The sequence below is a fragment of the Pseudomonas helleri genome (genome assembly GCF_001043025.1).
Classification (GTDB): domain Bacteria; phylum Pseudomonadota; class Gammaproteobacteria; order Pseudomonadales; family Pseudomonadaceae; genus Aquipseudomonas; species Aquipseudomonas helleri.
Window position 1 is genome coordinate 1 of the sequence record NZ_JYLD01000004.1, and the last position, 25889, is coordinate 25889.

The following is a 25889-nucleotide window of genomic DNA, read 5'->3' on the forward strand; positions in this document are numbered from 1 at the left end:
TTCTTTTCGGTCACTTGTTTGACCGCCTGGATTTTGAATTCTTCGGGATATCGCTGGTTGCTCATGGCACCTCCTAATGGGCCTCATTTTAAGGCTTGGAGGTGTCTACGAAACTAGGGGCGATTCAGATCATCCATGTGGGGCTTAGCATAATGAAGGCAATATGATGGCATTTCAATAGCCCTCATTTACTGGAAGCGGATCGAGTTACGCGCCACTCCACAACCAGTGGATGGATAAGCTTGAACAGCTACCCTACAGCACAAGAGATCCGCTTTGACCCAAATTGATGGTGCACCGAGTGGTGGCGTGGTCGGATTTTAGATTAATGTAGCACGCCAGTAGCACGAGCATCAGGGACAGGCTTAACCCTATGACCGCCACGCGGGATTCTCAGCACACAGAGCCGCAAATTGATCGGAAAGTGCCAGTTGGTAAATCTGAAAATTGAGCTGGGGTGCTAAAACTGCGGCGCTTTTAATACACGCACGATAATATGCCGCTCATGATGCACCATCAGGTGTCATTAAACGCTGTAACACTTCAAGATTTTTGACTTGAAAATCCTTGTAGATTCAAGGACTTATAAAATGGAGGCAACCCCACCAGCCACACCCCGGCACACAATGTTCCCGCTGTGGCTGCTGCCTTCCGGCTCTGACCAGGTTCACGGGTAATCGTTGCGGAGGGACCGATAGGGTCACCATAACAACATCCGCCTAGCAGCGAACGGCGCCATTGTACCTATCTGACGAAAACTTACAACCGCTGCTTCAACAATAAAAAAATGAATGGGTTCAAGTACTTGGATTCGGGCATGTATTTGGCTCCGTAGTCGCTGCCGAAGGCTGCGATGAAGCTCGCGCAGGCTACGAGGCAACGGATTGCTTCGCAACCCTTCGCAGCCTGCGGCAGCGACTACAGGTTTTGCAGCCGTTACAGGCCGATACCCTGCTCTTTGAGGAACGCCACGAACGCTTCTTCATCCAGCACCTTAAGGCCCAGCTCGTTGGCTTTGGTCAATTTGGACCCTGCTCCCGGCCCGGCCACGACGCAGTGGGTTTTGCCGGACACGGAGCCCGAGACTTTGGCGCCGAGGCTTTCCAGCTTTTCTTTGGCGACGTCGCGGCTCATCAATTCCAGCGAGCCGGTCAGCACCCAGGTCTGCCCGGCCAGCGGCAAGCCTTCTACGGTTTTTTTCTCGCTCTGCCAGTGCATGCCGAAGTCGCGCAGTTGCGCTTCGACGTCCAGCGCCAGTCGCGCATTGTCCGGGTTGTCGAAGAACTCGCGCACAGCCTTGGCTTGCTTTTCAGGCAAAGCCTGACGCATGTCCAGCCAATCGGCGTTGATCACGCGCTCAAGGGTGTCAAACTTGTCGGCCAGCTTCTGCGCCCCGCCCGGCCCAACAGACGGAATGTGCAGTTTGTCAATCAACCCGCCCAAGGTGGCGCTGGCGGCAAATTCAGCGCCCAGCTCACCCTGATCCTGCAATTCCAGACCGCGCTCCAGCAATTGACCAATCACTTGGCGGTTGTGGTCATCGCTGAAGAAGCTGTGGATCTCGTGAGCCACTTCCAGGCCCACGTCCGGCAAGTACGTGAGCACTTGCGGCAACGCAGGCTGCACGCGCTCCAGAGAGCCCAATGAGCGCGCCAAAACCTTGGCTGTCTCCTCGCCTACATCAGGAATACCCAATGCGTAGATAAATCGCGCCAGTGTCGGACGCTTGCTGTCGGCAATGGCCGCCAACAAGTTGTTGCTCGACAGTTCGGCAAAGCCTTCCAGGTCGACGATTTGCTCAAACGACAGGGTGTACAGGTCGGCCGGCGAACTCACCAGACCTTCATCGACCAACTGCTCGACGCTTTTTTCACCCAGGCCTTCAATGTCCATTGCCCGTCGCGAGACAAAATGGATGATCGCCTGCTTCAATTGCGCACCACAGGCTAGTCGCCCGACGCAGCGGTACACCGCACCTTCGCTGACGGTTTCGCGGCCCTTGCTGCGCTTGATCAATTGCGTGCGTTCAACATGGGAGCCGCACACCGGGCAGTTTTGCGGGATGTGCACCGGGCGCGCGTTCTCAGGGCGCCGGTCGAGCACCACTTGCACCACCTGCGGGATCACATCTCCGGCACGGCGAATGATCACGGTGTCGTGAATCATCAGACCCAAGCGTGCCACTTCGTCCATGTTGTGCAACGTGGCATTAGACACGGTCACGCCCGCCACCTTGACTGGCTTCAGGCGCGCAACCGGAGTGACCGCCCCCGTTCGCCCGACCTGAAATTCAACATCCAGCAGTTCGGTCAGCTCTTCCATTGCCGGGAATTTATGGGCGATTGCCCAGCGCGGTTCACGGGCGCGAAAGCCCAGTTCGCGTTGCGAGGCCAGGCTGTTGACCTTGAACACCACGCCGTCGATTTCATACGCCAACGAGGCACGACGCTCACCAATATCACGGTAGTAGCCCAGGCACTCGGCAATGCCTTTGGCCAGTTTCAACTCGTGACTGATGGGCATGCCCCACTGCTGCAACTGCTTGAGATTGCCAATGTGCGTATCGGCAAACTCTTCAGAAACTTGCCCCAACCCATAGCAGCAAAACTCCAGCGGACGGCTGGCGGTGATTTTCGAATCCAACTGGCGCAGGCTGCCAGCCGCTGCGTTACGCGGGTTGGCAAAGGTCTTGCCACCCGCCGCCAGCTGGGCTTCATTGAGGCGGTCAAAACCCGCCTTGGACATAAACACCTCACCGCGCACTTCAAGCACCGCAGGCCAGCCGCTGCCCTGCAACTTGAGCGGGATGTTGCGCACGGTGCGCACGTTGATGCTGATGTCTTCACCGGTGGTGCCATCACCGCGGGTGGCACCGCGCACCAGAACACCGTCCTGATACAGCAGGCTGACCGCCAGACCGTCGAGCTTGGGCTCGCAGCTGTATTCAACTTCTGCACCGCCGCCAAACAGGTCGCCAGCCGGCAAATCGAGCCCCTCGCTGACACGCCGATCAAATTCGCGCATGTCGGTTTCATCAAACGCGTTGCCCAGGCTCAGCATGGGCACTTCGTGACGCACTTGAGTAAAGGCCGACAACGCCGCACTGCCTACGCGCTGGGTCGGCGAATCTGCCGTCACCAGTTCCGGGTGCTCCGCTTCCAGGGCTTTAAGCTCACGAAACAGCCGGTCGTACTCAGCGTCCGGGATGCTCGGCTCGTCGAGGACGTGGTAGCGGTAGTTATGCTGATCCAGTTCAGCGCGCAGCTCTAGAATGCGGGTGTTGGCGGCGGTCATGGGGATTTTCTCTCACAAAGCAAATGAGCAGCCGAGGCTGCTCATGTGTTAATTCATAGTGCACTCAGCGGGAGCGATCACACGGCCCCCACGGCTTTAGCGTTTTTGAGTCAGGGCACGACGCTCGAATTCGACGATGCGCTGGCGGTAATGCTCAATAGTCTGAGCCGTCAACACGCTGCGCTGGTCGTCTTTGAGTTCGCCGTTGAGCTCCTGGGACAACTTGCGCGCTGCTGCCACCATCACATCAAACGCCTGCTTGGGATGACGCGGGCCTGGCAAGCCGAGGAAGAAGCTCACTGCTGGTGTGCTGAACAGATCGATGTCGTCCAGATCGAACACGCCCGGTTTCACGGCGTTGGCCATGGAGAACAGGACTTCGCCGTTGCCAGCCATGCTTTCGTGACGGTGGAAAATATCCATTTCACCGAAACGCAAGCCGCTCTCAAGAATGTTTTGCAGCAGCGCCGGGCCTTTGAAACCTGCCGGATCACGGCTGATAACGCTGATGACCAGCACTTCTTCGGTTGCCGGTGCGGGCTCTTTGCTTTCTGCCGCAGCCACTGCTGGCGTCTGACGCCCGCGTGGTTTGGTTTCAACAGGAGCATCATCGTCACGCGCACTGAAGCTTGGACCGTCATCATCAAGATCGAGGTTGAGGTTCAAATCACCCTGGCTCGGCTCACTGGAGCGTTTACCGCGCTTGGAGGACCTCTCACGGGGCGGCATGCTCACCGATGGCAGGTCATGCTCATCGAGCTGCGGCTCTTTGTGATCCGGCGTATCCAGAACCCGTGACGGGCCTAACAGCTCGGCGCTGTTTTCCTCGTCGGGGACATTGGAAAAACTGCGGTCAAGACGAAACTTGAGCTTCCCTTTACCGCCACGCATACGACGCCAGCCGTCAAAAAGAATACCGGCGATGACCACTATGCCGATGACTATCAGCCACTCGCGCAGACCGATTTCCATGTAATCCCGTGCCCCTAAAAAATGATTCTATGAAGAAGAGCCTAAAGCCCTTTAAAACGTGGCGCCAACTCTATGTTCTGAATGACGTTTTTCCACGTACAAAAAAAATTAGACGCTAAATTAACACGACCAAAGATAACTTTACACCGTCTGTCACCTTGAGTTAGGCCCATGTAGCCGCTGACCTACGCATCTCATCGGTCAAATCCGTAGGGATTTTCTTACATGAAGAAAATTTTATCCCTACTTGCTTATAGCTCATGCATCGACCATTGCCATTGCTTCCTCAACATCAACCGCAACAAGACGTGAACAACCGGGCTCATGCATCGTCACCCCCATCAACTGATCGGCCATTTCCATGGCGATTTTGTTGTGGGTGATGTAGATGAACTGCACGGTCTGTGACATCTCTTTAACCAACCGTGCATAGCGCCCCACGTTCGCGTCATCAAGCGGTGCATCAACTTCGTCGAGCATGCAAAACGGCGCCGGATTGAGTTTAAAAATGGCAAAAACCAGTGCCAGAGCCGTCAATGCCTTCTCACCACCGGACAGCAAATGAATCGTGCTGTTCTTTTTGCCCGGCGGCCTCGCCATGATCGTTACCCCTGTATCGAGTAAATCTTCGCCCGTCAGTTCCAAATAAGCGCTGCCGCCACCAAAAACTTTTGGGAAAAGCGCCTGTAATCCACCATTTATCTGATCAAAGGTGTCTTTGAAGCGGCTCCGGGTTTCTTTATCAATCTTGCGAATCACGTTTTCCAGGGTGTCCAGTGCTTCGACCAAATCGGCATCCTGAGCATCCAGATAACGCTTGCGCTCGGACTGCTGCTGGTATTCATCAATGGCCGCGAGGTTAATCGCACCCAAACGCTGAATACGCGCAGCAATCCGCTCAAGTTCCTCTTCGGCCTGCTGCTCATTGAGTTCGTTACTCAATGTTGCCAGCACCCCGTGCAAGTCATAACCGTCCGCCAGCAACTGATCTTGTAACGCAGTACGTCGGACTGTTAGCGCCTGCCATTCCATACGTTGATGTTCAAGCTGGCCGCGAATCAGTTGGGACTGCTGCTCTGCCTGGTTGCGGCGCTTTTCAGCGTCGCGCAGTTCACGGTCCGCATCCTCAAGAGCCAATTGCGCAACTTTAAGTTCCTCGTCAACGCTCAGGCGTTTATCCAGCAACTCTTCAAGTTTAAGGCGCAGCTCTTCAAGGGGAGCTTCGCCCTCCTCCAGATTGAGGGTGAGCTGCTCACGCTTTTCAGCGAGCCGCTCAGATTGCAGCTCCAGCCGCTCCAGCGCCTGACGGGTCGAGTCGTGCTGTGCCCTGAGTGAGCCCAAACGCACCGCCAATTGGTGGGCGTGATCCTTGTGCTGACGGGCTTCTTGACGCACCCGGTCAAGGCGTTCGCGTAAGCTGTCGCGCTGGGCCAGCAGCAGTTCGCGCTGCTCGGTGTCAGTGGCCATGGCATCCAGCGCTTGCTGCAAGTTCAGGCGCGCCTCACCAACGTGTTCATGCTCCAGCGCACGCTGCTCGCTGAGCTCGGCCAGCTCTTCGTCAAGCCGCCGACGGCGCAAGGTCAACTGCTCGACCTTGGCTTTGCTGGCAGACAGCTTGGCTTTGATCTCGCCTTGTTGGCGGGCTTCGTCCTGCAAGCGGCGACGAACTTGCTCACGCGCGTCTTCTTGAGCGACTTGCTGCTCGCGCAAGCGTTGCAACTGCTCCTCAAGAGTCGCCAGGGTGGCTTCACGCTCATCGCGCTCAATCCCCAGACGCTGGATTTCCTGGCCGCGGGCCAGCACGCCGCTTTCGGCTTCACTGGCGCGACGCACACGCAAAAAGTTACGCCCGACCCAATAACCGTCACGGCTGATCAGGCTTTGACCGTCGGCCAGTTGCCCGCGCGCAGCCAGTGCCTGCTCAAGGGTTTCGACCGGTTTGACCTGCCCCAGCCAGGGCGCCAAATCAAAATCGGCTTCGACTTTGTCCAGCAAACTCCCAGCGATGCGGCTTGCAGTGGCGTCGGCGCTGAACAAGCGCAAATCGCCCTGGGCAAAGCCCGCCAGATTCACTTGGGAAAAATCATCCACCAACACAGCCTGGAGGTCGGCACCCAGCACCGTTTCGACCGCAAGCTCCCAACCGACTTCAACCCGCAGGCCTTCGGCCAGACGTGGACGCTCAGCCAGTTGCTGCTCACGCAGCCATTCGCCTGCACCGGCGCCAGGGTCCAACGCGGCTTGCTGCAGCGCTTCAAGGGAAGCCAGACGACCGTTAAGCCGCTGCAACTCGCCCTGGGCCTGCTGCTGGTTTTGCGTGGCTTGCTGCAAGTCGTGACGCACTTGCTCAAGACGCTCGATCACCTGTTCTTCGCTGACTTGCAGCTCTTCTTGGGTCAGCTCGCTGGTCGCCAGCAACTCACTCAGTTCAAGAATCGCTGCATCTTCCGGGTCTGCGGCGAGCAAGGCACGCTCTTCGGCCAAACGACGCTGGCGTTCAGCCACGCGCTCCATGCTGGTTTCCAACTGCTGAATACGCGCTTGCAGGACTTCGGATTGGCGTTGCGGCTCAGCCGAGCGCAGATTGAAGGCATCCCACTGCTCTTGCCAGGCATGCATGGTGACTTCGGACTCTTCGAGCGCAGCAGCCGATTCTTCAGCGGCAACGCTGGTCAGTTCCTGCTCGGGCACCAACATGTCGAGCTCTTCACCCAGCGTTGCCAGCATCGTGCGGTCATGCCCCAGGTGCGACTCGGTTTCAAGACGCGAGCGCTCGGCTTCGCGCAAGTCGTCTTGTAACTGACGCAAACGTTGCTGGCCGTGCTGGATGCTTTGTTCGACGCGGGCGATGTCGCCACCCACCGAATAGAAGCGCCCTTGCACCAAATTAAAGCGTTCTGACAGGTCGTGATGCCCGTCACGCAGGCGTTCGATGCTGGCATCGGCATTGCGCTGCTCAGCGACCAACGCTTCAAAACTGACTTCTTGATCGCCAATGATCGTTTCGCGCTGCCCCACCTGCTCGTTCAGAGCTTGCCAGCGCAACGCGGACAACTGCGCCTTAAGCTGACGCTCTTCGGCTTTGTATTCCTGGTACTTCTCGGCGGCTTGGGCCTGACGGTGCAGACGCTCAAGCTGGCGACCCAACTCTTCACGCAAGTCGGTCAGGCGCGCGAGGTTTTCGTGGGTGCGACGAATGCGGTTTTCGGTCTCGCGACGCCGCTCCTTGTACTTGGAGATGCCGGCCGCTTCTTCGATAAAGTTGCGCAGGTCTTCGGGCTTGGACTCGATCAGCTTGGAGATCATGCCCTGCTCGATGATCGAGTAGCTGCGCGGCCCCAGGCCGGTGCCGAGGAAAATATCGGTGATGTCACGACGACGGCACTTGGTGCCGTTGAGGTAGTAAGTGGTCTGGCTGTCGCGGGTCACCTTGCGGCGGATGGAGATCTCGGCGTAGGCCGCATATTCGCCCAGCAGCGTGCCGTCGGAGTTATCAAACACCAGTTCAATACTGGCCTGACTCACGGGTTTACGGCTGGTGGAGCCGTTGAAGATGACGTCGGTCATCGACTCGCCGCGCAGGTTTTTAGCCGAGCTTTCGCCCATTACCCAACGCACGGCGTCGATAATGTTCGACTTGCCGCAACCGTTGGGGCCGACCACCGCCGCCATATTGCTCGGAAAGTTAACCGTTGTCGGGTCAACGAAGGATTTGAAGCCCGCCAGTTTGATGCACTTGAGACGCACGTTCAGGCAACCGTCAAGGCGGACAACACCAGGTCACAGCTGCGCTGAGCATATCGGCTCAGTACGACACGAATTTGCGAAAAATCCCGCGCCAGAACCGCCTCAAGCAACTCCGCGAACAGCGCCAGAAACTCGCTCATCTCGGCCTTGCGCTGTTCCAGTGCCAGGTAATAGGCACGGCTCATGGCCGGGTGCAGGTTCTCGACGGTTTCTTGCAGATACGGGTTGTCGGCAAACGGGTAGGCAGCGCGCATTACGTTGAAGCTGTCTTCAACAAAGGCGCTGATGTCCTGGCGCTCGTAGCTGTCAACCAGACGCTGCTGGATTTGCAGGAAAGGCCCCAGGTCAGACGGCGCTGTCCAGCGCTGCGCAACGGCATTGCCGAGCAGGATGTACATCTCGCTCATCAACGTACACAGGCTCTGAACCTTATGTGCAGTGAGCTCGGTGACATGTGCCCCACGCCGTGGAAGGATCGCGATCAAGTGTCGACGCTCCAGGATTAACAACGCTTCGCGCACAGAGCCGCGGCTGACATTGAGCGCCAGCGTTACCTTCTGTTCTTGAATGCGTTCTCCAGGCTTGAGCTCGCCACGAATAATCCGCTCAGCGAGGTGGTGAGCTATTTGCTCGGCGAGGCTATCCGGCGCCTTGAACGTCATGTTGTACCTTCAAAATCTTCGATCAGTGCAGGCGGCGGAGTGTAACGCACTTGCGCGGTGCAAGCAGAGTGTCTCGGGCGCCGAATGTGGCACGAAATAAGCAAATAAAGCGTGTCGTGACCAATCACCGGGATGACTCACTGGCATTTCTTGACCCTGAAGTCAGCAATGACTAGATTCAATTCATCCCGCCCGATAAAAATAGTGCAGTGCGAGGCCGCCCGTGATCCAGTTTTTAGTTAATCAGACGCTACGCACTGAACACGCACTGGACCCCAACCTCACGGTACTCAATTACCTGCGTCAGCACCTGCACAAACCCGGCACCAAGGAAGGCTGTGCCAGCGGTGATTGCGGCGCCTGCACAGTGGTTGTCGGCGAACTGCACACTGACGAGCAAGGCACTGAAGGCCTGCGCTATCGCAGCCTGAATGCCTGCCTGACATTCGTTTCGGCCTTGCATGGCAAACAGTTGATCAGCGTTGAAGACCTCAAGCATCAGGGCCAGCTCCACAGCGTGCAGCAGGCGATGATCGACTGCCACGGCTCGCAATGCGGCTTTTGTACGCCCGGCTTTGTCATGTCGCTGTTTGCCCTGCAAAAGAACAGCCCTGACGCCAATCACCAGCAGGCCCACGAAGCACTGGCCGGCAACCTCTGCCGCTGCACCGGCTATCGACCGATTCTGGCCGCCGCGGCGCAAGCCTGCCACTCAGCGCCTGCGGACCAATTTGATGCGCAACACGGCGCGACCCTGGCCAAACTCAAGGCCATCCGCCCGGTAGGCGCCAGCGAACTGAATAACGGTGAGAACCGTTGCCTGCTGCCCTTTACCCTTGACGAACTGGCACGTGGCTATGCAGCGCATCCCCAGGCGCGCCTGCTGGCGGGCGGGACCGACTTGGCGCTGGAGGTCACGCAACTTCACCGCAGCCTGCCGGTAATGATTGCTCTGGGGCAGATTGCCGAGCTAAAGCGCATCGAACGCTTTGCAGATCGCCTCGAAGTCGGCGCCGCAGTGACCCTCGCAGACATCTACCAAACGCTTAACGCCGAATACCCGGACTTTGGCGAACTATTACAGCGTTTTGCCTCGCTGCAAATTCGCAACCAAGGCACTTTGGGCGGCAACATTGGCAACGCTTCGCCCATTGGTGATTCGCCCCCCCTGCTGATCGCCCTCGGCTCACAACTGGTCTTACGCAAAGGGGCTACACGTCGCACGCTGGCGCTGGAAGATTACTTTCTGGACTACCGGGTGACCGCCCAAGCTGAAGGCGAATTCATCGAGAAAATCGTCATCCCGCGCGCCAAAGCCAGCCATCTGTTTCGCGCCTATAAAATCTCCAAACGTCTGGATGACGACATCAGCGCCGTGTGCGCCGCGTTCAATCTGCACATCGAAAATGGCGTGGTGATGGATGCCCGTGTGGCCTTCGGCGGCATGGCGGCCACGCCCAAACGCGCCAGCGCCTGCGAGGCCGTCTTGCACAAAGCGCCCTGGAACAGCGCAACGGTGGAGCGAGCCTGCAACGCCTTGTCGCAGGATTTCAGCCCGCTCTCGGACTTTCGCGCCAGCAAAGAATATCGCTTGCTGTGCGCGCAAAACCTGTTGCGCAAATACTTTATCGAACAGCAAACCCCGGACCTCCAAACGCGGGTAACGGCTTATGTCTAACCCTCACGCGATCGAACTGTCTCAGGCTGAACTGAGCACCCTGTTTGCCCAGGATTTGAAAACCGGTGTGGGCCGCAGCGTCAAACACGACAGCGCAGATAAACATGTGTCGGGCGAGGCACAGTACATCGATGACCGGCTGGAATTCCCCAACCAGTTGCACGTGTACGCGCGTTTGTCTGACCGGGCCCACGCACGCATCATCCGCATCGATACCGCGCCCTGCTACGCCTTTGCCGGTGTGCGACGGGTGATCACCCACGAGGACATCCCCGGCCTTAAGGATATCGGCCCGCTGCTGCCGGGCGATCCGTTATTGGCCATCGATACCGTGGAGTTTGTAGGGCAGCCGGTACTGGCGGTGGCCGCCAGCGACCTGGACACCGCCCGCAAGGCCGCAATGGCGGCCGTAATCGAGTACGAAGACCTGGAGCCAGTGCTCGATGTAGTCGAGGCGCTACGCAAAAAAAACTTTGTGCTCGACAGCCACACTCACCGGCGCGGCGACGCCAGCAGCGCGCTGAGCCAGGCCACCCATCGGCTGCAAGGTCAACTGCACATCGGCGGGCAAGAGCACTTTTACCTTGAAACGCAGATCTCTTCAGTCATGCCCACTGAAGACGGCGGCATGATCGTGTACTGCTCAACCCAGCACCCGACCGAGATCCAGAAGCTGGTGTCCGAAGTGCTAGGCGTGCCGATGAATAAAGTCGCAGTCGACATGCGCCGCATGGGCGGCGGCTTTGGTGGCAAAGAGACCCAGGCCGCCAGCCCCGCATGCTTGTGTGCGGTGATTGCACACCTGACCGGGCAACCGACCAAGATGCGCCTGCCGCGCACCGAAGACATGCAGATGACCGGCAAGCGCCATCCGTTTTATATCGAGTACGACGTCGGTTTCGATGACAACGGGCAGTTGCAGGGCATCCAACTGGATCTGGCGGCTAACTGCGGCTACTCGCCCGACTTGTCGGGGTCCATTGTTGACCGCGCCATGTTTCACGCTGACAACGCGTATTACCTGGGCGATGCCACAATCCATGGGCACCGCTGCAAGATCAACACCGCCTCGAACACGGCGTACCGCGGCTTCGGCGGCCCGCAAGGCATGGTCGCCATTGAGGAGGTCATGGACCGGATTGCCCGGCATTTGCACCTGGACCCGCTGGCGGTGCGCAAGGTCAATTACTACGGCAAAACCGAGCGCAACGTGACTCACTATTACCAAACCGTGGAGCACAACTTGCTCCATGAAATGACCGCCGATCTCGAAGCCAGCAGCCAATACGCGCAGCGCCGTGCAGCGCTCAAAACTTTCAACGCCAGCAGCCCGATCTTGAAAAAGGGCCTGGCCCTCACCCCGGTCAAATTCGGCATTTCGTTCACTGCCAGCTTTCTCAACCAGGCCGGAGCGCTGATCCACATTTACACCGATGGCAGCATTCACTTGAACCACGGCGGCACAGAAATGGGCCAGGGCCTGAATATCAAGGTCGCGCAAGTGGTGGCCGAGGTGTTTCAGGTGGAGGTCGACCGCGTGCACATCACCGCCACGCATACCGAGAAAGTGCCCAACACCTCACCCACGGCAGCCTCCAGCGGTGCAGACCTGAATGGCAAGGCAGCGCAAAATGCGGCGCAAACCATCAAGCAACGCTTAATTGAGTTTGCCGCAGAAAAGTACCAGGTCAGCGCCCAGGACGTGGTGTTCCATAACGGATTGGTGCGCATCGGTGAACAGATTCTGAGTTTTGCAGCACTGATCCAGCAGGCCTACTTCGGCCAAGTCTCGCTCTCCAGTACCGGCTATTACAAAACCCCAAAGATCTTTTACGACCGCAGCCAGGCCCGTGGGCGACCGTTTTACTACTACGCTTTTGGGGTTGCCTGCGCAGAGGTGATCGTCGACACCCTGACCGGCGAATACAAAATGTTGCGCACCGACATCCTGCATGACGTGGGCGCCTCGCTGAACCCGGCTATTGATGTGGGCCAGGTTGAAGGTGGCTATGTGCAGGGCGTGGGCTGGCTGACCAGCGAAGAACTGGTGTGGAACGCCAAGGGCAAGCTGCTGACCAGCGGCCCGGCCAGCTACAAGATCCCGGCGGTTTCCGACATGCCGATGGATCTGCGGGTGAAATTGGTCGAAAACCGCAAAAACCCGGAAGACACGGTGTTCCATTCCAAAGCCGTGGGCGAGCCGCCGTTTATGCTCGGCATTGCCGCGTGGTGCGCGATAAAAGATGCGGTCGCGAGCCTCGCCGATTACCGCGTGCAGCCTGATATTGATACGCCTGCCACGCCGGAACGGGTGTTGTGGGGCTGTGAGCAGATGCGTCGACATATCGCGGGAGGTAAGCATGAATGACTGGATCCGCGCACTGGCCGATTTGCAGCAACAGGGCGAACCGAGCGTACTGGTCACGCTTATCGAAGAACAAGGCTCAACGCCCCGGAATGCGGGGGCAAAGATGCTGATCAGCGCCAGCCAGATCTACGACACCATCGGTGGTGGCCATCTTGAATTTAAAGCCATGCACATCGCCCGCGAGATGCTCGCTGCCCACTCACAAGGGCCGCAAGTGCAACGCTTCAGCCTCGGCGCCAGTCTTGGCCAATGCTGTGGCGGCGTGGCCGTCCTGCTGTTTGAACCCATGAGTCAGGTTCAAGCACACATAGCGGTGTTCGGCGCCGGGCATGTCGCCCGAGCACTGGTGCCCCTGCTGGCCAGCTTGCCCTGCCGGGTGCGCTGGATTGATTCGCGGGAGCAAGAATTCCCGGCATTGATACCGGCCGGAGTACGCAAAATAGTCTGCGAAGACCCGATTGATGAAATCAATACGCTGCCTGCGGGTTGCTACTGCATCGTCATGACGCATAATCACGCCCTGGATCTGGAACTCAGCGCCGCCCTGCTCAAACGCAACGACTTTGCCTACTTCGGCTTAATTGGCTCAAAAACCAAGCGCATGAAGTTTGAACATCGCCTGCGTGAGCGCGGCATCAGCGCCGCCCCTTTGCAGCGTATGCGCTGCCCGATGGGCTTAAATGAGGTGAAGGGCAAGTTACCGATTGAAATCGCGATCTCCATCGCCGGCGAAATTATCGCCACTTATAACGCCCACTTCGGCCAGCACACTGCCTGCGCCGAACCGATTGGCGCTGAACCCCTTACACAATTGCTGGCGTCTTCGCGACGCAGCCATGCCACGCACTGAGAGTTGTTATGACCTGTAAAGCCTATCGCGCCGCCATTCTGCACAGCATCGCCGACCCCGCCGAAGTCGGGATCGAGGCCTCCTACGAGTATTTTGAAGATGGCCTGCTGGTGGTCGAGGACGGCAAAATTACCGCGCTGGGCAATGCCGCAGACCTGCTCGCCTCACTGCCTGCCGACACTGACATTACCTTCTACAGCGATGCGCTGATTACTCCGGGCTTTATCGACACCCATATCCATTTCCCACAGACCGGGATGATTGGCGCCTACGGCGAACAGTTGCTCGACTGGTTGAACACCTACACGTTCCCGTGCGAAAACCAGTTCGCCGACAAGGCACATGCCGAGAAGGTCGCGGATATTTTCCTGAAAGAGCTGCTACGCAACGGCACAACCACAGCCCTGGTCTTCGGCAGTGTGCACCCGCAATCGGTGGATGCCCTGTTCGAAGCCGCACAACGTCTGGACCTGCGCCTGATCGCAGGCAAAGTCATGATGGACCGCAATGCGCCGGACTATCTGACAGATACTGCCGAATCTGGCTACAACGATAGCAAGGCGCTGATTGAGCGCTGGCATGGTCAAGGTCGCTTGCACTACGCCGTGACCCCGCGTTTCGCGCCGACCAGCACGCCAGAGCAACTAACCCTGGCGGGCAAGTTGTTGAGCGAATACCCGGACGTGTATTTGCACACCCATATCAGCGAAAACCTTCAGGAAATCGAGTGGGTAAAATCGCTGTTCCCGGAGCGCAAGGGCTATCTGGACGTGTACGACCATTACCAACTCTTGGGCGAACGTTCGGTCTTTGCCCACGGCGTACACCTGTGCGACGAAGAATGCGCACGCCTGGCTGAAACCGGCTCCGCCGTGGCCTTCTGCCCGACGTCCAACCTGTTTCTGGGCAGTGGCCTGTTCAACTTGCCGATGGCCGAAAAGCACAAGCTCAATGTTGGCCTGGGCACCGACGTAGGCGCCGGGACAAGCTTCTCGCTGCTTAACACCCTGAACGAAGCCTACAAGGTCATGCAATTGCAAGGCGCACGCCTCAACCCGTTCAAGTCGCTGTATTTGGCTACCCTGGGTGGGGCGCGGGCGCTGCGCCTGGAAGACAAGATCGGCACGCTGAAACCGGGTACCGACGCAGACTTTGTGGTACTGGACTACAACGCTACGCCGCTGATGAGCTATCGCCTGCAGCAATCCAAAGACATCGCCGACACGTTGTTTGTGTTGATGACCTTGGGGGATGACCGCACGGTTGAGCAGACGTACGCGGCAGGGAACCTGGTGCATCAGCGTTAAGGGACTGGCAAAAACACTTGTAGTCGCTGACGAGGGACGAGGCTGCGATGCGCGGGCGCAGGACCGCCTTATGGGGCCGCTTCGCAACCCATCGCAGCCTCGTGCCTCGTCAGCGACTACAGGTTAGCGATGGCTTTTGCCTTTGGTTTGCAGCAGGTGCGAGAACACTGCATGCAGATCGTCCGAGGCGCCTTCTTCGTCGAGGTTGAGTTTGCTGTCGATGTGGTCCATGTGATGCATCATCAGGTCCACTGCCAGCGCACCGTCACGGGCTTCGATGGCATCGATCAGTTGCATGTGCTCGTCGTAGGAACAGTGTGAGCGGTTGCCGCTTTCGTACTGGGCAATAATCAACGATGTTTGCGACACCAGGCTGCGCTGGAAGCTGATCAGCGGCGCATTTTTAGCGGCTTCAGCCAGCTTCAAGTGAAACTCGCCCGACAACCGAATACCTGCACCACGATCGCCCCGCGAGAAACTGTCGCGCTCGTCCTCGACCATTTTGCGCAACTCAGCCAGATCGTCCGCCGTGGCATGAACCACGGCCAATTCCGTAATGGCTTTTTCCACCAGACGGCGGGCAAGAAAAACCTGGCGCGCTTCTTCAACACTCGGGCTGGCTACCACTGCGCCACGATTGGGGCGCAGCAACACAACCCCTTCATGGGCCAGGCGCGAGAGTGCTCGACGGATAATGGTCCGACTCACGCCAAAGATTTCGCCCAGCGCCTCTTCGCTCAATTTTGTGCCCGGTGCCAGACGCTGTTCGAGAATGGCCTCGAAGATATGCGCGTAGACAATATCGTCCTGGGTTCCGCTGCGACCGGCCTTGCCGGCGCGGGTGGGTTTCTTGAGAGGCTGCAACTGTTCGTTCATGGGCACTCGAATGGGAAAAGCGGCGGCAAATTGAGCGTTACGTTTATACGTAAACGGGCCTCGCTGACAATGAATTAATGCAAGAAAACAGGCCGCATTGTACACAAGCCCGAGTGTATGCACGACTGTATGGCCGTTTGATATCCCGGCTGTATTGCAATGAAATGTTACTTTTGCGTTTAGGCTTGCGCTCTGTTCACTGTCTTATCAAGAACAGCTTTTGCAGAGCACTCTGCCCAGTACAAGGAATTGCGTTTTATGACCGACGCCACTCAGCCACGCTTGCACCCGTTGGCCGACACCTCACCTTCTGCGGTGGTCGCGGGTTTCATTGCAATGATGACCGGCTATACCAGCTCATTGGTGCTGATGTTTCAAGCAGGCCAGGCAGCAGGTTTGACCAGCGGACAAATCTCTTCATGGATTTGGGCGCTGTCCATTGGTATGGCCATTTGCAGCATAGGCTTATCCCTGCGTTATCGCACCCCCATTACCATCGCCTGGTCAACGCCCGGTGCGGCCTTGCTGATCACAAGTTTAGGTGGCGTCAGTTACCACGAGGCCATAGGTGCGTACATCACATGTGCCGTGCTGGTGATTATCTGTGGGGTGACCGGGAGTTTTGAGCGCTTGGTCAAACGCATTCCGGCGTCCCTGGCTGCGGCCTTGCTGGCCGGTATCTTGTTCAAGATCGGTAGCGAGATATTTGTCGCTGCGCAGCATCAGACCGGCCTGGTCATCGGCATGTTTTTCACCTACCTGATCGTCAAACGCCTGTCGCCGCGCTACGCGGTATTGGCAGCGCTGGTGATTGGCATCGTGATTTCGGGGTTGCTCGGGCTGCTGGATTTCAATGGTTTCGCCCTGGAAGTGGCCGTGCCGGTGTGGACCACGCCTTCCTTTTCGCTGGCAGCCACCATCAGCATCGGCATCCCGTTGTTTGTGGTCGCCATGACCTCGCAGAACATGCCGGGCATCGCCGTGCTGCGCGCCGACGGTTACACCGTGCCCGCTTCGCCGCTGATTACCACCACGGGTGTGGCCTCGCTGCTGCTCGCGCCTTTTGGTTCGCACGGGATCAACCTGGCGGCCATCAGCGCGGCCATCTGCACCGGGCCACATGCCCATGAAGACCCCAAAAAGCGTTACACCGCGGCCATGTGGTGCGGGATTTTCTATGGCATTGCAGGCATTTTTGGCGCCACATTGGCCGCCTTGTTTGCCGCCTTCCCTAAGGAGTTGGTGCTGTCGATTGCGGCCTTGGCGCTGTTTGGCTCGATCATCAACGGCCTGACTATTGCCATGACGGAGTCCAAAGAGCGAGAAGCTGCGCTGGTAACGTTTATGGTCACCGCATCAGGGATGAGCCTGTTCTCGGTCGGCTCAGCGTTCTGGGGCATCGTGGCAGGCGTGTTGACGCTGATGATTTTGAACTGGAAAACCCGCTGAATCATGGCTCAATGTGGGCTGCGATCTTTTTCAACATCAAAAGATCGCAGCCTTCAGCGGTTTCATTAAATCGCTAAAGCCCCGCCATCAATTGCCAAGGCATGGCCCGTGGTAAATGCTGCACCGTCCGAACACAGGTACAGCACAGCACTCGCGACCTCTTCTACTGTGCCCACTCGCCCGACCGGATGCATCGCCGCAGCAAACTCCGCCTTTCTCGGATCTGCCTCGTATGCGCGGCGGAACATATCTGTGTCAATCACGCCAGGGCACACCGCATTGACGCGGATCTTTTTCTTCGCGTATTCAATGGCCGCCGACTTTGTCAGACCAATCACCGCGTGTTTTGACGCCGAGTAGATACTCATCTTCGGTGCGGCGCCAAGGCCTGCCACAGACGCGGTATTGACGATCGCTCCACCGCCCTGGCTGAGCATCAGAGGCAACTGATATTTCATGCACAACCACACACCTTTAACGTTCACGCCCATGATTGCGTCGAATTCATCCTCTGTACCGTCCGCCAAGCGGCCGTGCTCGATTTCGATGCCAGCATTGTTGAAGGCGTAATCCAGACGGCCATAAGTGCTGAGGGTCTGCTCCATCAAATGCCTGACGTCCGCCTCAAGGGCGACATTGCAACGTACAAATGCTGCGCTGCCACCGGCGGCCTTGATCAGCTCGACAGTGCCCTCCCCGCTCGCGGCATCCAGATCGGCCACAACGACATTCAAGCCCTCGGCCGCGAAGGCCAGTGCCGCGGCCCGCCCGATACCTGCACCGGCCCCGGTCACCACAGCCACTCGCCCGGAAAACGTCATGCTCATTATTCTTATCCTCAAAGGGGAAAATCTGTTTTCAGTGTAGGCACACCCAAACAACTTATTTATCGAAGTGATATAACTCCGCCTACCAACATCACCCCAATTGATGAAAAAGCATTCGTAAGATCATGTTCGCTTGCCGACACGGCCCAGAACGTCTATCAACCTCCTTTGCCTTAATGATGAGTGCCTACGATGACCGCCGAGACTAACCGCCAATTCCTTCTCGCCAAACGCCCCGTCGGCGCAGTAACCCGCGACATTTTCACCTACCAACAGGTGCCTGTGGCTGAGCCCGGCGATGGGCAAATCGTGGTTAAAAATGAATACCTGTCCCTCGACCCCGCAATGCGCGGGTGGATGAATGAAGGCAAGTCCTACATCCCCCCTGTGGCTCTTGGGGACGTGATGCGCGCTTTGGGCGTCGGCAAAGTCGTTGCCTCGAAGCATCCGGACTTTAGCGTCGGTGATTACGTGAACGGCGCGCTGGGTGTGCAGGATTACTTCGTTGGGGAAACCCGCGGTTTCTACAAAGTTGATCCCAAACTGGTGCCTTTGCCGGTGTACTTGTCAGCGCTGGGCATGACCGGCATGACCGCCTACTTCGCATTGCTCGACATTGGAGCACCGAAAGCCGGAGACACTGTGGTGATTTCTGGTGCTGCGGGCGCCGTTGGCAGCATTGCCGGGCAAATCGCCAAGCTCAAGGGCTGTCATGTGGTCGGTATAGCAGGCGGGAAAGACAAATGCGCCTACCTGATTGACGAACTGGGTTTTGACGGCGTGATTGACTACAAGAACGAAGACGTTCTCGCCGGCCTGAAACGTGAATGCCCTAAAGGGGTCGACGTGTATTTCGACAACGTGGGCGGCGATATTCTGGACGCGGTGCTCAGTCGCTTGCGCTCCAAGGCGCGCGTAATCATCTGCGGTGCGATCAGTCAGTACAACAATAAGGAATCCGTCAAAGGGCCGGCCAACTATCTGTCATTGCTGGTCAATCGTGCGCGTATGGAAGGGTTTGTGGTGATGGACTATGCCGACCGTTACGCTGCGGCCGCACAAGAAATGGCTGTTTGGCTGAGCAAAGGGCAATTGAAAAGCAAGGAGCACATTGTTGAAGGGCTGGAGACCTTCCCTGAAAACCTGCTCAAGCTGTTCAGCGGGGAAAACTTCGGCAAGTTGGTACTGAAGGTTTAAACCCCATGTCGCCGCAGCCCGGGCTGCGGCGACATCACTGGCGAGCTTAAGCTATTTCGGCAACCACGGCAGCCAATGCTTTGCCCGGATCAGCCGCTTGGCTGATCGGGCGACCAATAACCAGGTAATCAGAACCCGCATCCAACGCCTGACGTGGAGTCAAAATGCGACGCTGGTCATCCTGAGCACTGCCAGCAGGACGAATCCCTGGCGTTACCAATTGCAGCGACGGGTGTGCGGCCTTCAGCGCTTGCGCTTCCAGAGCCGAGCACACCAGCCCATCCATACCGGCCTTTTGTGCCAAAGCAGCCAAACGCAACACTTGCTCTTGTGGCTCGATGTCCAGGCCGATGGCAGCGAGGTCCTCACGCTCCATGCTGGTCAATACCGTGACACCAATCAACAACGGTTGCGGGCCGGTACGCTTGTCCAGCTCTTCACGGCAGGCAGCCATCATGCGCAAGCCGCCCGAACAGTGAACGTTAACCATCCACACGCCCATCTCGGCAGCAGCCTTTACGGCCATCGCGGTGGTGTTGGGGATGTCATGGAATTTTAGGTCCAGAAAGACCTCAAAGCCTTTGTCACGCAACGTACCGACAATCTCAGCAGCGCAACTGGTGAACAGCTCTTTGCCCACTTTTACGCGGCACAGTTTCGGGTCCAACTGATCAGCCAATTTCAGTGCGGCGTCACGCGTTGGGTAATCCAGGGCGACGATGATAGGAGTCTGGCAGTCGGACATTAGCGGGTTCTCAGGCTGGTCGAAATCGGCGCGCATTGTAGCGGAAGCCGCCGCCTACCGGCACCCGATGATCGTATTTTCATGACTTTAATCATCTTGAGGTGATCACACGCGCACGAAAAAATAACCGGCCTACAATGAAATCACTGATTACTCACACACTTAACGGGATAGACAGCACAACGCTTCGCAAATTTTTTGCTCAGCCACGTGCCCTTCAAGGAGAACACAATGCCCTGGTATGGTTGGATAATACTCATCGTAGTCATCGGCGCTATAGTTGGCGGCCTGATGACCCTGCGTGACACCGCCGACAAAGTGGAACTGACCGATGAGCAGCGCAAACGCGTTGCTGAACGCAATGCTGAAATGGACGCAAAAGAATCAAAGGACCGGTAAAACGTGGGCAGTCCTCAGCGCTCGTTCAAGGATGAGCTCTGAGGACAAATGCCTATACACAAATGCACGAAGTGTCTGTGCAATGGCTCGAAACTCAGGGCTATGATGCGTCATTGCATTAAGAGGCTGCAGCCATGCGTTACTCACCCGACCACAAAGCCCTGACGCATCAACGCATTATTAAAGAAGCCGCCTGCCTGTTTCGACGTGACGGGATTGGAGCAACCGGCCTGCAGCCCCTGATGAAATCACTGGGCCTGACCCACGGTGGCTTTTACGCTCACTTCGCCTCAAAAAACGAACTGGTTGAAAAAGCCCTGCAACAGGCAGCATATGAAGTCGATGGCCTGTGTGCCGATATATTCAGCCAGCCGCAGCCGCTGCATGTGTTTATTGATGCCTACCTGTCGCAATGGCACGTGACCTCGCCCCATGAAGGCTGCCCATTGCCAACCATGTCTGCAGAAATGGCACAGCAAGGACATGCCAGCCCGACGACCGACAGCGTTATCAACGCAAGGCTCAAACAAATCGAAAGCACGCTGCCGGGCACAGAGGCGCAAGATCAGAGCATCATGATATTCGCCAGCTTGGTGGGCGCATTGGTGCTTGCCCGAAGCGCTGAAAGTGACGCATTAAGAGAAAAAATCCTGGATGTAACACGTAAAACACTGAAGCAATCAGTCGAGTAAAAGCGGCTGCAAACAAAAAAGGCCAGTCATTGACTGGCCTTCTGCATTCCCGCGCTTTACTTAGTTAACGGCAACCCGATCCCGGTTCTTGTCGAAAATGGCTTTGCCTATGCCTTTGACTTCCAACAACTCATCGGCCGAAGCAAAAGCGCCATTTGCCTCACGGTAAGCAACGATTGCTTTAGCCTTGGCGGCACCCACACCGGACAGTTCGCGCTGAAGTGTCGCCTCATCTGCCGTATTGAGGTTGATTGTCATCACTTGAACATCGGGTGAAGCCGCCGCAGCCACGACCGGTACACCTGTTTCGGCCACAGGAGCAGCATTAGTCGCGCTGGAAACACCGACCATCAAAGCCAAAAACATCGAAGAGAGCAAGGCAATACGCATAAGTGACACTCCAATACATCGTTAAGTGGAAACAGCTTTCCTGAGCTGTACTCCAAACTTAGGCGATGGTTGGAGGGTGTCAAAAATGTGTCAGTTGCAGGGTGTGTATAGACTAGGGCTCAATCCGATGTTGCAGGTGAATCCAGTCCACAATTTCACCCTCAGGTGAATATCCACTGACTGTTTCACGTAACAATTGTCGAACTCGTGGATAGTCGTCCTGATCTACTGCGTCAAGCAATTGATCAAGTTTTTGCTTGAGTTCACTCCAAGACAACATGTCCTCATTGGCACACATGATCATTGGATGCTGCGTAGCGATTACGTTGTCGCCAATCAGCAATTCTTCGTAAAGCTTTTCTCCAGGACGAAGCCCTGTGAATTCGATTTCAATGTCGCCATGCAAGTTCTTATCGGAGCGCACGCTTAGACCTGAAAGATGGATCATCTTCTCAGCCAGTTCGACAATGCGTACCGGTTCACCCATATCAAGAACAAAGACATCACCACCCTGCCCCATGGAGCCGGCCTGGATAACCAATTGGGCCGCCTCAGGAATGGTCATGAAGTATCGGGTAATCTTAGGATGAGTGACCGTCAGTGGGCCACCGGCTTTGATCTGCTTATGGAATAGAGGAATCACTGAACCCGATGAGCCCAACACATTGCCGAAACGAACCATAGTGAAACGAGTTTTATTGACCCTGACTACGTTTGACTTATCGCCCAGCAAGACAGGGGCTACCTCATGGCTGAGAGCCTGAAGCGTCATCTCAGCTAATCGCTTGGTACTCCCCATCACATTGGTCGGGCGTACGGCCTTGTCTGTGGAGATCAAGACAAAGTTCTCCACCCCTGCCTGAAGGGCTGCCTGAGCAGTGTTGAGTGTGCCAATAACGTTATTAAGGACCCCTTCCGCGATATTGTGCTCAACCATGGGCACATGCTTATAAGCCGCGGCGTGATAAACCGTATCAACCTTCCAGGTTTTCATCAGATCGAGCAGCTTCTGAGAATTTCGAACCGACCCCAAAATCGGTAGCACTTTCACCGAGAGCGATTCGCGACTCACCTGTTGCTCAAGCTCAGAAAGGATGCTGTAAAGATTGAACTCACTGTGTTCGAACAGTAATAACGTTGTTGGGTTCAGGGACAGAATCTGACGACATAGCTCAGAGCCAATTGAGCCTCCCGCGCCTGTGACTAAAACACATTGACCTTTAATGCAATGCTCTAACAAATCCGCCTGCGCGGGCACTGCATCACGACCCAGTAAATCAGCGATATCCACTTCCTGGATATCGTCAACCTTGACCCGGCCACTTGCCAAGTCCATGAAGCCGGGAACACTGCGTACATGCAGCGCAAAGCCCTCTAGCAATCCCAATATCTCGCGACGACGTGCACGTGATGACGAAGGGATGGCCAAAAGTAGTTCTTGAGCGCCAGTTCGATCGATCATCTGCTGCATATTTTCAGGCTTGAAAACCTGCAAGCCTGAAATAACCCGATCAGCAATGCTTTCATCATCATCAACGAAAGCCACAGGGCGCATCAGCCGGCCCATGCGCAATGCAGCAACCAACTGGTTACCCGCAGCACCCGCACCGTAAATAGCGACTCGCGGCAGGCCATCATCGCGACTGGTAAAAGGCACGTGCTGGGCAGCGGAAAACCAATCCCCCAAGAAGTACTGACGCATGGCCAAGCGTAAACCGCCCAACATGATCAAGCTCAGCCACCAATAGTTGAAAATGATTGAGCGTGGAACGACGTTGTCGTGATTGCTATACCAGTACACCACTACCGCCAGGATCAGCGCAGACAAGCTGACTGCTTTAATGATAGCGATGAGGGCATCATTGCCGAAATAGCGCATGACTGCGCGGTACATGCCAAAACGGATAAACAGGGGAATGGCTACTAAAGGCGCGGTGACAAATAGCCAGACATGCGTTTTGACTGGGTTAGTCATATCGTCTATACCCAGCCGAACAACGAACGCCAACCACAAGGCTAGCCAAACGAGCATGATGTCTGAGGCTACCTGAATAGCGCGCTTTTGCCGTCGAGACAAATTTAGTAAAAAAGATCTAATTATAGCCATAACCTCTTTGAACACCTGTGCAGTTCCAAAACCAATACGCAGCCTGCTGCTGTGTGCAAACCTAGTACTTATAAAGTAGCACCTGCTTACAAAGATGCTTCCTTTACAACACTACTCAATATCTCACAGGTCAGAGCTATCTCTTGGTCTGTCAGCGTAGGGTGAACCAAAAACATCATGCTTGTTTCACCTAGTTCTTTGGCGTGTTCAAGACGTTGAGCAGGCCTCCATCCAGTATTGTCAAAGGCCTTTTCAAGATAAACCTCTGAGCACGAGCCTGAAAAGGCAGGTACCCCTTGGGCAACAATTTCATTAAGAATGCGATCACGGGACCAATCTGCTTTAAGGCACTCAGGGCGCACAAACACGTAGCACTTATAGGCGGCATGAACGTCACTTGCTGGCAGGTCAGGTACTCGAAGAGCAGGTGACTGCTTCGCAGCGTTCCAAATCTGAAGGGCATTATTCAAACGAGTAGCTTGCCAGTCATGCATACGTCGCAACTGAATACGACCTATGACAGCTTGCACCTCCAGCATCCGCCAGTTCGTACCAAAGCTCTCGTGCAGCCAACGAAATCCGGGGGCATGCTCACGCTCATAGACAGCTTCCCAACTCTTGCCGTGATCTTTGTGTGCCCACATATCCAACCAGAGTTGGCGATCATTAGTCGTAACCATGCCCCCCTCACCACCTGTTGTCATGATCTTGTCCTGGCAAAAGGACCAGGCACCGACATGGCCAATAGAACCAACCGGACGGCCTTTGTAATGAGCTCCGTGAGCTTGAGCACAATCCTCAATAATCTTGAGGCCAAACTCATCTGCCAATGCCATGATTGGATCCATATCACATGACCAGCCTGCCAAATGGACACAAATCACCGCTTTAGTGCGAGGAGTCAAAACCTGGCGGATGGTTTCTGCAGTAATATTCTGCGAATTCAAATCCACATCGGCAAAAACTGGTATCGCTCCGGCATTTACAATACTTGAAACTGAAGCCAGGAAAGTGCGAGAGGTTACTATCACCTCATCACCAGTGCCAATACGAAGGGCTTTTAATGCCAAATCCAGGGCGACAGTCCCATTTGCCAAAGCCACGGCATATTCAGTCCCAGACCACGTAGCAAATTCTTTTTCAAAAAAACGAGTTTCCTGACCAGTCCAATAATTAACTTTATTCGACAAAATCACGGCACGGACTGCATCAGCTTCTTCATCAGAAAAAGAAGGCCATGGAGAAAAATTAGTATTTAGCACAATTAACCTCTGCGTAGACGCTGACCATCAATTATAAGTTTCATGAAGCTTACCATTTAATAATGCAGCCAGCCCAAGAATACCCTACACCAAAACCAACACCTGCAACTGTTTTGCCCTCAACTAAAACACCTTTATTTAACGACTCTTTAAGCGCGATAGGAATACTGCTTGAAACAGTATTACCACAGTGTGCAAACTCTGCAATAAACTTTTCAGAGGGCAGTTTAATTCTGCGCCGCAAAGAATCGAGCATAAATTTATTAGCTTGATGAAACGCAAACAAGTCAACCTGATCAATCGTAAATTCATCATCAAACAACGATGCAAATAGTTCAGGTACACGACGCATGGAAAATTCAAAAATAGCAGAGCCATTCATGTACAAATTGGCATCAGTACGAGAATTTCCACTGTCATCCGTATAAAGTTCGGGCTCTAAATTGAGTGCCGCGGGATGGCGAGCACCTCCAATAGGTACAATTAGATTTTTAGCACCCGCACCATCGGTGCCATAACGAAATCGATCAAGAAACGGGCCACTTGCAGACGCCTGAATCAACGTTGCTGCAGCGGCGTCTCCGAACAAGGTCCTAACACTTTTATCTGCGGGATGAATAAATTTGCTATAGCTTTCCGCCGTCACTAACAGGATATTTTTTGCTTGCCCTGTTTCAATCAATCCTTTGGCTAATCCCAGACCATAAATAAAACCTGAACAGCCCTGATTGTAATCAAAAGCTCCGCACAGTGTTGAAAGTCCAAGACGATCCTGCAAAATGCAAGCAGTGGCAGGTAAAAAGTAATCTGGGCTTTGAGTACACAGAATAATAAAATCTATCTCGGATCGATCGATAGTACCTGTTGCTAATAACTTTTCACACGCGAGAAAGGCTAAATCAGACGCACATTCATCCTGCGCAATAATTCGACGATCGCTAATTCCTGTTTTATTAAATATTTTATCTACGTTCCACTCGGGAAACTCACGCGCCAGTTCATCATTAGTCAGTGAGTTAACAGGAAGGACATATTCAATAGCTGTGACTCGGGCAAATACATTCATT

19 protein-coding genes and 1 other RNA gene are annotated in these 25889 nt (G+C 55.7%); 8 read left to right on the plus strand and 12 right to left on the minus strand.

Features of this window, described 5'->3' with window-relative positions:
* Positions 1-600 precede the first annotated feature (600 nt).
* The 5 genes from ffs to TU84_RS07770 form a co-directional block, all read right to left on the minus strand.
* Positions 601-697: signal recognition particle sRNA small type (gene ffs, locus TU84_RS25455), an RNA gene on the minus strand.
* Positions 698-936: 239 nt separating this feature from the next.
* Positions 937-3294 (minus strand): NAD-dependent DNA ligase LigA, encoded by a 2358-nt coding sequence (gene ligA, locus TU84_RS07755; protein WP_048368480.1) that lies wholly within the window; start codon positions 3292-3294, stop codon positions 937-939.
* Positions 3295-3390: 96 nt separating this feature from the next.
* Complete coding sequence (zipA, locus tag TU84_RS07760; RefSeq protein WP_048368481.1) at positions 3391-4266, minus strand: cell division protein ZipA; 876 nt, start codon at positions 4264-4266, stop codon at positions 3391-3393.
* Between the two features lie 258 nt (positions 4267-4524).
* Complete coding sequence (smc, locus tag TU84_RS07765; RefSeq protein ID WP_048368482.1) at positions 4525-8013, minus strand: chromosome segregation protein SMC; 3489 nt, start codon at positions 8011-8013, stop codon at positions 4525-4527.
* Positions 8014-8015: 2 nt separating this feature from the next.
* Positions 8016-8675, minus strand: coding sequence for a GntR family transcriptional regulator (locus TU84_RS07770; protein ID WP_048368483.1), 660 nt, complete (start codon positions 8673-8675; stop codon positions 8016-8018).
* Between the two features lie 223 nt (positions 8676-8898).
* On the opposite strand from TU84_RS07770, the gene xdhA reads away from it, so the two are divergent.
* The 4 genes from xdhA to guaD are packed head-to-tail and all read left to right on the plus strand — an operon-like array spanning position 8899 to position 14878.
* Positions 8899-10353, plus strand: a complete 1455-nt coding sequence (gene xdhA, locus TU84_RS07775; protein WP_048368484.1) for a xanthine dehydrogenase small subunit — start codon at positions 8899-8901, stop codon at positions 10351-10353.
* A complete protein-coding gene (xdhB, locus tag TU84_RS07780) occupies positions 10346-12721 on the plus strand; it encodes a xanthine dehydrogenase molybdopterin binding subunit (protein ID WP_048368485.1) in 2376 nt (791 codons plus the stop codon). The genes xdhA and xdhB overlap by 8 nt, the downstream gene beginning before the upstream one ends.
* Positions 12714-13571 (plus strand): xanthine dehydrogenase accessory protein XdhC, encoded by an 858-nt coding sequence (xdhC, locus tag TU84_RS07785; protein ID WP_048368486.1) that lies wholly within the window; start codon positions 12714-12716, stop codon positions 13569-13571. Before xdhB ends, xdhC begins: the two co-directional genes overlap by 8 nt.
* 8 nt (positions 13572-13579) lie before the next feature.
* The gene (gene guaD, locus TU84_RS07790; protein WP_048368487.1) at positions 13580-14878 is read left to right on the plus strand and encodes a guanine deaminase; all 1299 of its coding nucleotides are present in this window, start codon (positions 13580-13582) and stop codon (positions 14876-14878) included.
* Positions 14879-15001: 123 nt separating this feature from the next.
* On the opposite strand, the gene TU84_RS07795 is transcribed toward guaD, so the two are convergent.
* Positions 15002-15754 (minus strand): GntR family transcriptional regulator, encoded by a 753-nt coding sequence (locus tag TU84_RS07795; protein ID WP_048368488.1) that lies wholly within the window; start codon positions 15752-15754, stop codon positions 15002-15004.
* A gap of 258 nt (positions 15755-16012) precedes the next feature.
* Here TU84_RS07795 and TU84_RS07800 point away from each other — a divergent pair, with 258 nt between their 5' ends.
* The gene (locus TU84_RS07800) at positions 16013-17203 is read left to right on the plus strand and encodes a benzoate/H(+) symporter BenE family transporter (RefSeq protein WP_048368489.1); all 1191 of its coding nucleotides are present in this window, start codon (positions 16013-16015) and stop codon (positions 17201-17203) included.
* Positions 17204-17268: 65 nt separating this feature from the next.
* On the opposite strand, the gene TU84_RS07805 is transcribed toward TU84_RS07800, so the two are convergent.
* A complete protein-coding gene (locus TU84_RS07805) occupies positions 17269-18030 on the minus strand; it encodes an SDR family oxidoreductase (protein WP_048368490.1) in 762 nt (253 codons plus the stop codon).
* A 192-nt stretch (positions 18031-18222) separates the two neighbouring features.
* Here TU84_RS07805 and TU84_RS07810 point away from each other — a divergent pair, with 192 nt between their 5' ends.
* Complete coding sequence (locus TU84_RS07810; RefSeq protein WP_048368491.1) at positions 18223-19227, plus strand: NADP-dependent oxidoreductase; 1005 nt, start codon at positions 18223-18225, stop codon at positions 19225-19227.
* A 46-nt stretch (positions 19228-19273) separates the two neighbouring features.
* On the opposite strand, the gene pyrF is transcribed toward TU84_RS07810, so the two are convergent.
* Entirely contained in the window at positions 19274-19972 is a 699-nt protein-coding gene (gene pyrF, locus TU84_RS07815) for an orotidine-5'-phosphate decarboxylase (RefSeq protein WP_162207679.1), read from the minus strand.
* Positions 19973-20203: 231 nt separating this feature from the next.
* Between pyrF and TU84_RS25460 the strand changes: the two genes are divergently transcribed.
* Both TU84_RS25460 and TU84_RS07820 read left to right on the plus strand, forming a co-directional pair.
* Positions 20204-20371: a DUF2897 family protein gene (locus TU84_RS25460; RefSeq protein ID WP_082148642.1), complete on the plus strand. Its 168-nt coding sequence runs from the start codon at positions 20204-20206 to the stop codon at positions 20369-20371.
* A gap of 134 nt (positions 20372-20505) precedes the next feature.
* Positions 20506-21063: a TetR/AcrR family transcriptional regulator gene (locus TU84_RS07820; RefSeq protein WP_048368493.1), complete on the plus strand. Its 558-nt coding sequence runs from the start codon at positions 20506-20508 to the stop codon at positions 21061-21063.
* Between the two features lie 60 nt (positions 21064-21123).
* Here TU84_RS07820 and TU84_RS07825 read toward each other — a convergent pair whose 3' ends face one another.
* From TU84_RS07825 to TU84_RS07840, 4 genes are all read right to left on the minus strand, one after another.
* Complete coding sequence (locus TU84_RS07825; protein WP_048368494.1) at positions 21124-21453, minus strand: ComEA family DNA-binding protein; 330 nt, start codon at positions 21451-21453, stop codon at positions 21124-21126.
* 112 nt (positions 21454-21565) lie between these two features.
* Positions 21566-23560, minus strand: coding sequence for a polysaccharide biosynthesis protein (locus TU84_RS07830; RefSeq protein ID WP_048368790.1), 1995 nt, complete (start codon positions 23558-23560; stop codon positions 21566-21568).
* Between the two features lie 86 nt (positions 23561-23646).
* Positions 23647-24822, minus strand: coding sequence for a DegT/DnrJ/EryC1/StrS family aminotransferase (locus TU84_RS07835; protein ID WP_048368495.1), 1176 nt, complete (start codon positions 24820-24822; stop codon positions 23647-23649).
* A 49-nt stretch (positions 24823-24871) separates the two neighbouring features.
* A complete protein-coding gene (locus TU84_RS07840; protein WP_048368496.1) occupies positions 24872-25888 on the minus strand; it encodes a ketoacyl-ACP synthase III in 1017 nt (338 codons plus the stop codon).
* Between the last annotated feature and the right edge of the window lies 1 nt (position 25889).

Excerpts from the sequence above, each read along its gene's own strand:
- ligA (WP_048368480.1), bottom strand. The coding sequence starts at position 3,294 with ATGACCGCCGCCAACACCCGCATTCTAGAGCTGCGCGCTGAACTGGAT.
- zipA (WP_048368481.1), bottom strand. The coding sequence starts at position 4,266 with ATGGAAATCGGTCTGCGCGAGTGGCTGATAGTCATCGGCATAGTGGTC.
- TU84_RS07770 (WP_048368483.1), bottom strand. The coding sequence starts at position 8,675 with ATGACGTTCAAGGCGCCGGATAGCCTCGCCGAGCAAATAGCTCACCAC.
- xdhB (WP_048368485.1), top strand. The coding sequence starts at position 10,346 with ATGTCTAACCCTCACGCGATCGAACTGTCTCAGGCTGAACTGAGCACC.
- xdhC (WP_048368486.1), top strand. The coding sequence starts at position 12,714 with ATGAATGACTGGATCCGCGCACTGGCCGATTTGCAGCAACAGGGCGAA.
- guaD (WP_048368487.1), top strand. The coding sequence starts at position 13,580 with ATGACCTGTAAAGCCTATCGCGCCGCCATTCTGCACAGCATCGCCGAC.
- TU84_RS07795 (WP_048368488.1), bottom strand. The coding sequence starts at position 15,754 with ATGAACGAACAGTTGCAGCCTCTCAAGAAACCCACCCGCGCCGGCAAG.
- TU84_RS07800 (WP_048368489.1), top strand. The coding sequence starts at position 16,013 with ATGACCGACGCCACTCAGCCACGCTTGCACCCGTTGGCCGACACCTCA.
- TU84_RS07805 (WP_048368490.1), bottom strand. The coding sequence starts at position 18,030 with ATGAGCATGACGTTTTCCGGGCGAGTGGCTGTGGTGACCGGGGCCGGT.
- TU84_RS07810 (WP_048368491.1), top strand. The coding sequence starts at position 18,223 with ATGACCGCCGAGACTAACCGCCAATTCCTTCTCGCCAAACGCCCCGTC.
- pyrF (WP_162207679.1), bottom strand. The coding sequence starts at position 19,972 with ATGTCCGACTGCCAGACTCCTATCATCGTCGCCCTGGATTACCCAACG.
- TU84_RS25460 (WP_082148642.1), top strand. The coding sequence starts at position 20,204 with ATGCCCTGGTATGGTTGGATAATACTCATCGTAGTCATCGGCGCTATA.
- TU84_RS07820 (WP_048368493.1), top strand. The coding sequence starts at position 20,506 with ATGCGTTACTCACCCGACCACAAAGCCCTGACGCATCAACGCATTATT.
- TU84_RS07825 (WP_048368494.1), bottom strand. The coding sequence starts at position 21,453 with ATGCGTATTGCCTTGCTCTCTTCGATGTTTTTGGCTTTGATGGTCGGT.
- TU84_RS07830 (WP_048368790.1), bottom strand. The coding sequence starts at position 23,560 with ATGGCTATAATTAGATCTTTTTTACTAAATTTGTCTCGACGGCAAAAG.
- TU84_RS07840 (WP_048368496.1), bottom strand. The coding sequence starts at position 25,888 with ATGAATGTATTTGCCCGAGTCACAGCTATTGAATATGTCCTTCCTGTT.